Genomic DNA, 12224 nt, shown 5'->3' on the forward strand with positions numbered 1-12224 from the left:
ACTATGACGGATTATTTTCATCTCAGCGTTCAGCCTGACGATATCCGGGCCATCAGCAGCCTGGGCCTGGCCCATTTGGGAGACGGCGTTTTTGAACTGATGGTGCGCTCCTGGCTGTGCCTCCACGGAAAAGCCACATCCAAGGGCCTCCATCGGGCTGCCGTACATTATGTGGCGGCTCCTGCCCAGGCACGGGCGGTGGAGAAGATCCTGCCCATTCTGGAGGAAGCGGAGCAGGACGTATTCCGCCGGGGCCGGAATACCAGCCCCCACAGCGTACCCCAGAACGCCAGCCGGGCGGACTACCAGGCCGCCACCGGACTGGAGGCCCTGTTTGGCTGGCTGTGGCTCCAGGGCCGCACCCAGCGGCTCAATCAACTCTTTGCCGTGATGATGGAGGAAGAGGAATGCCGCTAGACGCACTGTGCCTGACCGCCGTGGCGGAGGAACTCCGCCGGGCCGTGGTCGGGGGGAAGATCGACAAGATCTATCAGCCCACCCGGGATGAGATCGTGCTGTTCCTCCGGGGACAAGGGGAGAATTTGAAGCTGCTGCTCTCCGCCAATCCCGGCCATCCCAGGGCCCATCTCACCACCCTGAACCGGGAAAACCCGGACAAGCCCCCCATGTTCTGTATGCTGCTGCGCAAGCACCTGCTGGGCGGGCGCATTCTGGAACTGAACCAGCCGCCCCTGGAGCGCATCCTGGACTTCAGACTGGAGACCATCGACGAGCTGGGGGACCGGGTGGAACGCCGCCTGGTGCTGGAGGTCATGGGACGTAACGCCAACCTCATTCTATTGGATGGCGATGGCCGCATCATTGACTGCATCCGCCGTGTTGAGGGCGATCTATCCAAGGGACAGCGGCAGGTTCTGCCTGGCTTGTTCTATCATCCTCCTGCTATGCCTGAAAAGCAAAATCCCTTTACCCTCAGTGAGGACGAACTGAGGACGGCACTGGACAATCCTATGGGAAAAGAGCCGGAGAAGTTGCTGATGGATACTTTTATCGGACTTTCTCCCCTGATTGCCAGGGAAATTGTCTTTCGGGCCGGCGGCGAGGAGGGGCTGGTTTCTGAACTTCTGAAGCTGCGAAAAGTTGTACAGGAAAATAGCTTTACAGCTTATCTGCTGGTACGGGACGGCAAGCCGGTGGACTTTTCCTTCCTGCCCATCCTCCAATACGGGCCTGAGACTGAAAGCATCCGCCAGGACAGCTTTTCCGTCCTGCTGGACGGATTCTATGAGCGCCGGGAGGCGGCGGAACGGGTCAAACAGCGGGGCCAGGATCTGGTCAAAGCGGTGACCAGCGCCCGGGACCGGACCGCCCGCAAGCTGGCAAACCAGGAGAAGGAACTGGCCGCCACCTTTGACCGGGAACGCCTGCGGGAGCAGGGGGACATCATCACCTCCAACCTCCATCGGATGGAGAAGGGGATGGCGGTACTGCGGGCCCAGAATTTCTATGACCCGGACTATGGTGAGATTGAGATCAAGTTGGACCCCCTGCTCACGCCCCAGCAGAACGCCGCCAAATATTATAAGGACTACAACAAGGCCAAGACAGCCGAGCAGATGCTCACCATCCAGATCGAGAAGGGCGAGAAGGAACTGGAGTACCTGAACAGCGTGCTGGAGAACCTGAAGCTGGCGGAAGGGGAGCGGGATCTGGGCGAGATCCGGCAGGAGCTGATGGACACCGGCTATCTCCGCCGGCCCAAGACCGCCGCCAAGCGGGACAAGCGGGTGGCGGGCAAGCCGATGGAATTTCGTTCCTCCACCGGACTGCGAATCACCGTGGGCAAGAACAACAGCCAAAACGACGAGCTGACCACGAAAATGGCGTTTAAGAGCGATATCTGGCTCCATACACAGAAGATCCACGGCTCCCATGTGATTCTGTGGCTGGAGGGAGGGGAGGCCGACGCCCGGAGCCTCACCGAGGCGGCCATTTTGGCGGCTACCTTTTCCCAGGCGGGAGACAGTACCCGGGTGCCGGTGGACTATACGCCGGTGAAGTATGTGAAAAAGCCCGCCGGTGCCCGGCCGGGCATGGTGGTGTATACCACTTATCAGACCGCTGTGGTGGACCCGGACCACGAGCTGGCCAAACGCCTGCGGGTGAAATAACCGGGGACCAGGAGGAGATCATATGGAGACCTGCCACATCCTGGTGGTGGAAGACGACCAGGACATCAACAACCTGCTGTGCAAGATTCTAACCGGGGCGGGCTACGACTGTCGGCCCGCTTACTCCGGCAGCGAGGCCGCCCTGTGGGCCCAGCAGTATGATTATGACCTGGTGCTGCTGGATCTGATGCTCCCTGGGCTCACCGGGGAGGAGTTCATTGCCCAGCTGCGCCGCCGCAAGACCATGCCCATCATCGTCCTTTCCGCCAAAGCGGGGCTGGAGGATCGGGTGAATGTACTCAAACTGGGGGCGGACGACTTCATCCCCAAGCCCTTCGACAACGCCGAGGTGCTGGCCCGGGTGGAGGCCCAGCTGCGCCGGTACAAGCAGTTCGACCGGGGAAGTGGCAGCTCGGTGCTGACGCACGGGGATCTGGTACTGGACAAGGAGGGGGTCACCGTCACTGCCGGCGGCAAGCCGGTGACCATCACCGCCCGTGAGTTTCGCATTCTGGCTCTGCTGATGGAACACCCCAGAAAAGTGTTTACCAGGGAGGAACTGTATCAGCAGGTGTGGGGTGGGGAGTATATGGGAGACGACAATACGGTGAACGTCCATATCTCCAATCTGCGTTCCAAGCTGGCCAAGGCCAGCCCCACAGAGTACATCAAAACGGTGTGGGGCATCGGCTTTAAGCTGAACGACTGATGGTTTTATACTTTCTTCACCTTTGCTTAAAGCTCCGTTATGGCCTTGCCTGTATACTGGCATCACAAACCAAGAGAAAGGCTGATGCCCTATGACAGAAACCGTATTACACACAAAGGGCCTGACCAAACGGTACGGTTCCCACACTGCGGTGGACCGGGCGGAACTGACGGTGGAGAAAGGCCAGATCTACGGCCTGGTGGGCCGCAACGGAGCGGGGAAGACCACCATCATCCGTATGGTGACCGGACAGACCATTCCTACGGCGGGAGAGATCTCCCTCTTTGGCGCTGCAGGTAAGGAGCTGATGAAGGTACGAGCCCGTACCGGGGTCATGGTGGAGACGCCCAGTTTCTACCCCTATCTCACTGCCCGGCAGAATTTGGAGTACTACCGCATTCAGCGGGGAATCCCCGGGAAGGGGACGGTGGATCAGGCCCTGGAAGAGGTGGACCTGGCGGATACCGGAAAGAAGACCTTCAAAAACTTCTCTCTGGGCATGAAGCAGCGGCTGGGCCTGGCTCTGGCGCTGATGAACCGGCCCGACTTCCTGCTGCTGGACGAGCCCATCAACGGCCTGGACCCGGAGGGCATTGTGGAGTTCCGCAACCTGCTGCTCAAGCTCAACCGGGAGCGGCAGACCACCATCCTCATCTCCAGCCACATCCTGCCGGAGCTTGCCAACCTGGCCACCTGCTACGGCTTCATCGACAACGGAGTCATGCTGGAGCAGATCACCGCCCGGGCTCTGGAGGAAAAATGCCGGGCCTGTATTGAGATCCAGGTGGAGGACCCCTCCGCCGCCGCCCTGATACTGGAGCGGCAGCTGAGTACACGGGATTACGAGGTGCTGCCCGGCGGCGTGCTGCGGCTGTACAGCTTTCTGGACCAGCCCCAGACGGTGGCCCGGACGTTGGTGGAGGGGGGCGCGTCCCTGCGCTCCATTGAGAGCCGGGGGGCCAATCTGGAGGACTACTTCCTGTCCATGATCGGAGGTGTCCGCCATGCGTAACTATCTGGCTGCGGAATGTTATAAGGTAGTTCGGAGAAAGTATCTGTATATTGCTCTGTTTGTGGTTCTGGCCCTGGAAGGGCTGATGGTGTGGGGCTGTTGGTTTACCAGTTCCAACGGGAACCCTAACATGGATTTCTATGCTGCCGTTACCACAATACCTCTGATGCTGAGCGTGGGACTGTACGCCACCATTCTGACCGGCGATCTGGCATTCTCCGAGCAGTACAAGCATAATACGCTGAAAAACGAGGTGGCCTACGGTCTGCCAAGGGCGCGCATCTACCTGGGCAAGCTGTTGGTGGCCACTCTGGTAGCCCTGCTGGCTGCTGTGATCATGGTGGGAGTATATATTGCCGGCTGCTGGATTCTGCTTCCCCATACCGGAATGGAACAGGCCGGCCTGGATCTGGTGTGGTTTGCCCTTGCGGGCGCCTTCCCGCTGTGGCTGGGCGGCCAGGCGGTAGCGATGGCCAGCTATTTTCTGGTGCGTAACACCACGGTGGCCGCCTTTGTGTCGGTGGGGCTGCTGGGCGTGCTGCCCGCAGTGTTCCAGGCCTGCGGCCTGCTCATCCATCCGATGTTTGAAATGATCCGCCAGTTTATGCCGGCAGTGATGCTGGAGATGCTGCCTAACTACGCCTTCCAGTGGGACTATATAGGCCGGTGCTGGGTGGTGGGCCTGGCGGTATTGGCGGGGGCCACCCTGGTAGGCCTGGTGGCATTCCGGAACAAGGAGATCCGCTGACGCGGGGAGCCGGGAGGGAAGCGCATGCTCAATTACATCAAGGCCGAGCTGTGGAAGGCCTTCCGGCACAAGGGCATTTATGGACTGACCATTTTTCTGGGGCTGTGTACCGCCCTGTTCACCAGCTTGATGCTGGCTGCCGAGGATTTTGCCCAAATGGCCTCTGCCGCCACAACCACCATGCTGCTGGGCATGCTGGTAGCGCCGCTGCTTACCCAGACTGTGGACGGCGGGACGCTCAGCACCCTGAAAAATGAGGTATCCTTTGGTCTGAGCCGCAGCCGGATCTATCTTGGGAAGCTGCTGACCGGGTTGGCGCTGGGGCTTGGCCTGTGCCTGCTGTTGATGGGAAGCTATCTGGCCGTAGGCTGGGTTGCGCTTCCCCACAGTTCCCAGGAAACAGATATGGTTGCTCTGGGTGTTGTAGGTTTTTCCCTGCTGGGCGCCATTCCTCTGTGGTGCGGCGTATACGGGCTGTGCCACATGATGGCTATGCTGCTGCGCAGTACAGGCGCCTGGATGGGAACTTACTACCTGCTCAGCTTTTTTGGCCAGCCCATTTTGGTATCGTTGGCCGCAATGGGTAGCGGCGGCCGCCTGAGCAGCTTTCTCCAGGCGGCGATCATGCCCATGTCCCTGCTGATGCCGGATTTTCTGTCCGGCTGGCTGACCTGGCAGTACCAGTTCTGGTGCTGGACTGTGGGTATGGGATGGCTGGCGGCTACTACGCTGCTGGGGCTGTTCTGGTTCCACAGACGGGAGATCAAATGAAGTACGGAAAAGGGCGGCCCTGTCGGCCGCCCTTTTGGGCTGGAAAGGAGGAGGCGGCATGTGGGTGATTTTGAGTATCCTGTTGGGCGCGCTTTGTATCGGATTGTTGGTCTGGATATGGACCCAGCGCCAGGCGCTGAAAGGCGCAGCCCGGCAGATGAAACAGCTGGAGGAGACGGACAGTACGGCCCGCCTTCGGCTGGCGGTACCCAACCGGCCGGCGGAGGAGCTGTTGGAACAGGTCAACCGGCTGCTGGAGCTGCGGCGGGAGGACCGGGCTCTCTGGCTGGACCGGGAACGCTCCCTCCGCCAGCAGATCGCCAACGTATCCCACGATCTGCGGACGCCGCTGACCTCAATTTTGGGCTATCTCCAACTGATGGAGGACCCCAGTTTGCCGGAGCGGGAGCGTCAGGAATACCTGAGTGTGGTGGAAAACCGGGCCCGCGCCCTTCAAAACCTGATCACCGGCTTTTACGACCTGTCCCGTCTGGAGGGGGGAGAATATCCTCTGGAACGGGAGTCGGTCAACCTGTACACCAGCCTGTCCGGCTTGCTGGCGGCCTTTTACAACGATTTTACCGACCGGGGCTTCGACATGACGGTGGAACTGGAGGAAAATCTGCCGCCGGTATGGGCCGACAGCGGCGGGGTACTGCGGATCTTTACCAATCTGATCCGCAATGCCCTGGATCACGGTAGGGGCAAGATGACGGTCCGGCTTTACCGGGAGGGTGATCAGATCGTCAGCCTGTTTGCCAATGAGACGGATGAACTGGATTCCGAGGATCTGCCCCACATTTTTGATCGCTTTTTTACCTCGGATAAAATGCGTACCGGGCGTAATACCGGTCTGGGCCTCGCCATCGTCAAGACACTGGCGGAGCAAATGAACTGTACTCTGACCGCCCAGCTTGAAGCAGGATTGTTTGCCATTCGGATACAGTGGCCCCTTTAGAAGGCCGGCTATTTGGATGATCCGCCAAAGCCATTGATTGCTGCTTGACAAAGCAAAGGAAAGCTGATATCGTTTACCCGTATGACTGAAAGGCCGCAAACCATTGGGGCTGTAAGGTTTTCTAAACTGGGCAGTCATAAAATGGCTGGAGCGGCCGTGTAGGGGAACCGTGCCGCAGATTGTTTTGAGAAGAAGAGGTAGAATACAATGGTAAAGATCGTACGCAAGAAGGTACTCAACCCCAGTGTGACGCTGCTGGAGGTGGAGGCCCCCCTGATCGCCAAGAAGGCGCGGGCGGGACAGTTTATCATTCTGCGGCTGGATGAGCAGGGAGAGCGCATCCCCCTGACCATCGCCGACTATGACCGGGAGAAGGGTACCATCACCATCATTTTCCAGAAGGTGGGCCTGACCACCGAGCTGCTGGCCGACCTGAACGAGGGCGACCACATCCAGGATTTTGTAGGCCCCCTGGGCCTGCCCACCGAGCTGCCCGAGGGCGCCAAGCGCATCTGTGTGGTGGGCGGCGGCGTGGGCTGCGCCATTGCCTATCCCCAGGCCAAGACCTGCCATGCCGAGGGTATGGAGGTGGATGTCATCGCCGGTTTCCGTTCCAAGGATATTGTCATCCTGGAGGATGAGTTCAAGTCCGTCAGCGACCACTGCTATATCATGACCGACGACGGTTCCTACGGCGAGCAGGGCTTCGTTACCGTCAAGCTGAAGGAGCTCATTGACTCCGGCATCCACTACGACGCCGTCATCGCCATCGGCCCCATCCCCATGATGAAGTTTGTGTCCAAGACCACCGAACCTTACGGCATCAAGACCATCGTCTCCCTGAACCCCATCATGATCGACGGCACCGGCATGTGCGGCGGCTGCCGGGTCACTGTGGGCGGAAAGATGAAGTTTGCCTGTGTGGACGGCCCCGATTTCGACGGCCATGAGGTGGATTTTGACGAGCTGATGAACCGCAATGCGGTCTACCGCGCTCAGGAGGCGGAGGAGAAGGAACGCCACGCCTGCCGCATGGATCAGCTGGCCAAGGAAATGATCCAGTAAGGAGGGACTGATACAATGCCGAATATGAGTTTGAAGAAGGTCCCCATGCCGGAGCAGGACCCCAACGTACGCAACCATAACTTCCAGGAAGTCTCTCTGGGCTACACCGCCGAAATGGCGATGGAGGAGGCCACCCGCTGCCTCAACTGCAAGCATAAGCCCTGCGTGGGCGGCTGCCCGGTGAATATCCGCATCCCTGAGTTTATCGCCAAGGTGGCCGAGGGCGACTTCAAGGCCGCCTATGAGATCATCTCCGACACCAATGCCCTGCCCAGCGTCAGCGGCCGTGTCTGTCCCCAGGAGAGCCAGTGCGAGGCCCGCTGCGTCCGGGCCATCAAGGGCGAGCCTGTGGCCATCGGCCGGCTGGAACGTTTTGTGGCCGACTGGTACCGGGAGAATATCAACGCCATGCCTGAGAAGCCCCAGAGCAACGGTATCAAGGTGGCGGTGGTGGGTTCCGGCCCCGCCAGCCTGACCTGCGCCAGCGATCTGGCCAAGCTGGGCTATCAGGTTACCATGTTCGAGGCCTTCCATACTGCCGGCGGCGTGCTGGTGTACGGCATCCCCGAGTTCCGTCTGCCCAAGGCCATCGTGCAGAACGAAGTGGATAAGCTGTCCGCCCTGGGTGTGGATCTGGAGACCGATATGGTTATCGGCAAGACCTTCGACATCGACGAGATGTTTGAGGATGGCTACGAGGCCGTGTTCATCGGCTCCGGCGCCGGCCTGCCCATGTTCATGGGCATCGAGGGCGAGACCCTGGCGGGTGTCTACTCCGCCAACGAGTACCTGACCCGCATCAACCTGATGAAGGCCTACCGGGAGGGCTACGACACCCCCCTGAAGATCTCCGGCTCCGCTGCCATCATCGGTGGCGGCAACGTGGCCATGGACGCTGCCCGCTGCGCCAAGCGCATGGGTGCAAAGCACGTCTATGTCCTCTACCGCCGGGACGAGGAGGAGATGCCCGCCCGTAAGGAGGAGGTCCACCACGCCAAGGAAGAGGGCATCGAGTTTATGCTGCTCACCAACCCTGTGCGGGTGCTGGACGACGGTACCGGTAAGGTGGGCGGCCTGGAGTGCGTCAAGATGCGCCTGACCGCCCCCGACGAGAGCGGCCGCCGTGCCCCCAAGGTGGTGGAGGGCTCCAACTTCGTGATGGATGTGGATACCGTGGTCATGAGCCTGGGCACCAGCCCCAACCCCCTGATCCGGTCCACCACCCCCGGACTGGAGACCAACAAGAAGGGTTGCCTCCAGGTTAACGAGGAGACCATGGAGACCAGCCGTGAGGGCGTGTACGCCGGCGGCGACGCCGTCACCGGCGCGGCTACCGTCATCCTGGCGATGGGCGCCGGCAAGAAGGCCGCCGCTTCCATGCACGAGTACCTGACCCGTAAGCACAGCAAGTAAGTTCCGAGGGCCTCGCCGTACAGCGGCGGGGCCCCTTTGCTTTTCTGGATTACTGAAAAGAAAGTGACTGTGCAAAAGGTGGGTATTGCGGCTGGGGCAGGGGAGAGGTACACTATACTCTGTATGAGACAGAGAAAAGGAGAGGATGGGAATGCCCGCTCTTCAGAACAACCTGACCCAGGGCAGCGTCAGCCGTCAGCTGATCCGGTATGCCATGCCGCTGGTGGCCTCCAGTCTTTTGCAGGCCATTTACAGCATTACAGATATCATCATTGCCGGCCACTTTATTGGAGACAATGGTATCTCCGCCATCAATACCTCCAGCGTCGTCATGAACATGCTGACGCAGCTGGCCATCGGCCTGACGGTGGGCGGCAATATCCTGGTGGGCCGCTATTTTGGCAGCGGGGCGGAGGAGGACCGGAAGAAGGCGGCGGGCAATACCATGACCATTGGCATCGTCGTAGGCGTGCTTTTTACCGCCCTTGTGGCGGCGCTGTGCCGGCCCATTCTGGTGCTGCTGCGGGCTCCCGCTATGGAGGACAGTGTGGCCTATCTGGGGATCTGTGGAGCAGGCCTCTTCTTTATCTTTGGCTACAACGCGCTGTCAGCTGTCCTGCGTGGGGTGGGCAACTCCCGTATCCCGCTGTACTGCATCATTGTTTCGGTCAGCCTCAACGTCATTTTGGACATCCTGTTTGTGGCGGTATATGAGATGGGCGTGGCGGGCGCCGCCCTGGCCACGGTCATCGGGCAGGGCGTATCTTTCCTGACCGCACTTTTGTTCTGCCTGCGCCACCGGGTACACCTGGGCCTGCTGCCTCGTTATCTGGCCCCTGACCAGCAGGTCGTCGGTCGTACGCTGAAGCTGGGCTTGCCGGTGGCGCTCCAGTGGACCATTGCCAGCGTGTCCTGGTTGGTGGTACTGACCCTGATCAACAAGTACGATGTGGATGTGTCGGCGGCCAACGGCGTGTCCAACAAGATCCGGGACTTCTGTCAGCTCTTTCTGTCCGCCCTCACCACCGGCGCGGGCACCATGTGCGCCCAGTGCCTGGGTGCCAAGCTGTATGACCGGGCGGAGCAGGTGATGAAGACCTGTATGAAGCTAGCCCTGGGTATGGCGGCGGTCATCATTGTCCTGGCCGAGGCGCTGGCCCCCTGGCTGGTGATGATATTTACCCCCGACCCCGATGTACAGGCCTGGGCGGTCATCAACCTGCGCATTGAGATCGTGTGCCAGCTGTTCTACGCCGGGATGTTTACCTACAACACGTTGGCCACCGGTTCGGGACACACGGTATTTATCATGTGGAACTCCTTCCTCAACTGCATCGTGGTACGCCTTGTGCTGGCGGTGGTGCTGGAGCATTTCATGGGGATCTACGGGGTCTATCTGGCCTGCGGCGTGGCGGTGTCCAGTTCGGTGCCGGTAGGCTGGTGGTTCTACCGTTCCAACCGTTGGAAGCAGCCCAAACATGTTCAGTAAACCAGAAAACGCGGGTGGTTACACCCGCGTTTTTTTATAAACGGACGGTTGAAACGGACGAGTTTCTAAGGTATACTAAGGGCCAGAGAATCTTGGCCTTTAGGCCCACAGAATGGAAAGGTGAATTGAATGGAACAGTCAAAGGTCCACGCGCTGGCCGTTATGGCTGCCCGCGCCCGTCTGTTGGCGTTGGACATGGTATACGGCGCTGCTTCCGGCCACATCGGCGGCTCTCTGTCCTCGATGGATATTGTTACGACCCTGTATGGCCATGTGATGCGGGTCGATCCTGCTCAGCCCCGCGACCCTGACCGGGATCGCTTTGTGCTGTCCAAGGGCCACTGCACCCCCGCCCTTTATCCCAACCTGGCGCTGAAGGGCTATTTCCCCGTGGAGGAACTGAAGCTGTTCCGTTCCATCAAGGGCGAGATGTCGGGCCACGCGGAGATGCGCCATGTCAAGGGCGTGGATATGTCTACCGGCTCTCTGGGCCAGGGAATCTCCGCCGCTGTGGGCATGGCCCTGGCGGGGAAGGCGGACAACAAGGATTACCGGGTGTACACCCTGTTGGGCGACGGTGAGATCGAAGAGGGCCAGGTGTGGGAGGCCGCCATGTCTGCGGCCAAGTTCCATTTGGACAACCTGTGCGCCATTGTGGACGTAAACGGTCTGCAAATCGACGGCCCTACGGCCCAGGTCATGCCCTCCGAACCTCTGGACAAGAAGTTTGAGGCCTTCAACTGGAATGTGATCCATGTGGACGGCCATGATTTCAACGCGCTGGGAGAGGCCTTTGAAGCCGCTGCCGCCTGCAAGGGCAAGTCCACCGTGCTGTTGGCCAAGACGGTCAAGGGCAAGGGCGTCTCCTTTATGGAGGGAGATTATGGCTGGCACGGCAAGGCGCCCAACGCCGAGCAGTATGAGAAAGCCCATGCGGAGCTGGCCGCGACGCTGGCGGAACTGGAGGGGAAGTAAGCCATGAGTGAGAAAATCGCCACCCGTGCGGCATACGGGAAAGCCCTGGCCGAACTGGCCGACCAGTACCCGGAGCTGGTGGTGCTGGACGCCGACCTGTCCGGCTCTACCCAGAGTCAGTATTTTGCCAAGGCCCACCCGGACCGCTTTTACAACATGGGCATTGCCGAGGCCAATATGACGGTTGTGGCCGCCGGCCTGGCTACTTGCGGCAAGAAGCCCTTTACCAATACCTTTGCCATGTTTGCCGCCGGCCGGGCCTATGAGCAGGTGCGCAACTCGGTGGCCTACCCCCGCCTCAACGTGAAGATCGTGGGCTCCCACGGCGGCCTGTCCGTGGGGGAGGACGGCGCCACCCACCAGTGTATCGAGGACTACGCCCTGATGCGGGCCATCCCCAACATGATGGTGGTCTCTCCCTGCGACGGCCCCGAGATGCGTCTGGCGGTAAAGGCGCTGCTGGATTACGACGGCCCCGCCTATCTGCGGCTGGGCCGGCTGGCGGTGGAGAGCGTCACCGACGAGACCCCTGGTTATTCCTTCCAACTGGGCAAGGGCGCGCTGCTGCGGGACGGCACCGACGTCACCGTTATCGCCACCGGCATGATGGTCCAGATGGCCTGCGAGGCCGCCAAGATCCTGGCCGAGGAGGGAATTTCGGTCCGGGTCATTGATATGCACACCATCAAACCTCTGGATGGGGAGATGGTGCTGAAGGCCGCTCTGGAGACCCGGTGCATTGTCACCAGCGAAGAGCATACCGTTCTCGGTGGACTGGGCTCCGCCGTGGCTGAGTTTGTGGCGGAACACTGTCCGGTGCCTGTGGTGCGCCACGGCGTCAACGACGTATTCGGCCGCTCCGGCGAGGCCAAGGCGGTGCTGGAGGCCTACGGTCTGACCTCTGCCGGCATTGTGGAGAGGGTGCGGCAGGCCCTCAAGCTGAAAAAGTGAA

General features: G+C 60.4%; 12 protein-coding genes. All 12 read left to right on the top strand.

Annotated features, from left to right (window positions below; genetic code table 11):
- Nucleotides 1-3: 3 nt before the first annotated feature.
- The 12 genes from Q0K43_RS02130 to Q0K43_RS02185 all read left to right on the top strand — a co-directional run bounded on the left by Q0K43_RS02130 (nucleotide 4) and on the right by Q0K43_RS02185 (nucleotide 12223).
- Nucleotides 4-417, top strand: coding sequence for a Mini-ribonuclease 3 (locus Q0K43_RS02130; RefSeq protein ID WP_297288922.1), 414 nt, complete (start codon nucleotides 4-6; stop codon nucleotides 415-417).
- Nucleotides 408-2132 (top strand): Rqc2 family fibronectin-binding protein, encoded by a 1725-nt coding sequence (locus Q0K43_RS02135; protein ID WP_297288923.1) that lies wholly within the window; start codon nucleotides 408-410, stop codon nucleotides 2130-2132. Before Q0K43_RS02130 ends, Q0K43_RS02135 begins: the two co-directional genes overlap by 10 nt.
- Nucleotides 2133-2154: 22 nt before the next feature.
- Nucleotides 2155-2841, top strand: coding sequence for a response regulator transcription factor (locus Q0K43_RS02140; protein ID WP_297288924.1), 687 nt, complete (start codon nucleotides 2155-2157; stop codon nucleotides 2839-2841).
- 91 nt (nucleotides 2842-2932) lie between these two features.
- Nucleotides 2933-3853 (top strand): ABC transporter ATP-binding protein, encoded by a 921-nt coding sequence (locus Q0K43_RS02145; RefSeq protein ID WP_297288925.1) that lies wholly within the window; start codon nucleotides 2933-2935, stop codon nucleotides 3851-3853.
- Nucleotides 3846-4601, top strand: a complete 756-nt coding sequence (locus tag Q0K43_RS02150; protein ID WP_297288926.1) for an ABC transporter permease — start codon at nucleotides 3846-3848, stop codon at nucleotides 4599-4601. The genes Q0K43_RS02145 and Q0K43_RS02150 overlap by 8 nt, the downstream gene beginning before the upstream one ends.
- Before the next feature lie 24 nt (nucleotides 4602-4625).
- Nucleotides 4626-5372: a hypothetical protein gene (locus Q0K43_RS02155; RefSeq protein ID WP_297288927.1), complete on the top strand. Its 747-nt coding sequence runs from the start codon at nucleotides 4626-4628 to the stop codon at nucleotides 5370-5372.
- A 58-nt stretch (nucleotides 5373-5430) separates the two neighbouring features.
- A complete protein-coding gene (locus Q0K43_RS02160; RefSeq protein WP_297288928.1) occupies nucleotides 5431-6330 on the top strand; it encodes a sensor histidine kinase in 900 nt (299 codons plus the stop codon).
- Between the two features lie 207 nt (nucleotides 6331-6537).
- A complete protein-coding gene (locus Q0K43_RS02165) occupies nucleotides 6538-7395 on the top strand; it encodes a sulfide/dihydroorotate dehydrogenase-like FAD/NAD-binding protein (RefSeq protein WP_297288929.1) in 858 nt (285 codons plus the stop codon).
- A gap of 15 nt (nucleotides 7396-7410) precedes the next feature.
- On the top strand, nucleotides 7411-8808 hold the full coding sequence (gene gltA / locus Q0K43_RS02170; RefSeq protein WP_297288930.1) for an NADPH-dependent glutamate synthase: 1398 nt from the start codon (nucleotides 7411-7413) through the stop codon (nucleotides 8806-8808).
- Between the two features lie 151 nt (nucleotides 8809-8959).
- Nucleotides 8960-10297 carry an MATE family efflux transporter gene (locus tag Q0K43_RS02175; protein WP_297288931.1) on the top strand — a complete coding sequence of 446 codons (1338 nt, stop codon included), beginning with the start codon at nucleotides 8960-8962 and terminating at the stop codon, nucleotides 10295-10297.
- Between the two features lie 129 nt (nucleotides 10298-10426).
- Complete coding sequence (locus Q0K43_RS02180) at nucleotides 10427-11272, top strand: transketolase (protein WP_297288932.1); 846 nt, start codon at nucleotides 10427-10429, stop codon at nucleotides 11270-11272.
- A 3-nt stretch (nucleotides 11273-11275) separates the two neighbouring features.
- Entirely contained in the window at nucleotides 11276-12223 is a 948-nt protein-coding gene (locus Q0K43_RS02185) for a transketolase family protein (protein WP_297288933.1), read from the top strand.
- The last annotated feature ends 1 nt before the right edge of the window (nucleotide 12224 follow it).

Source organism: uncultured Flavonifractor sp. (assembly GCF_944383115.1).
Lineage (GTDB): Bacteria > Bacillota > Clostridia > Oscillospirales > Oscillospiraceae > Flavonifractor.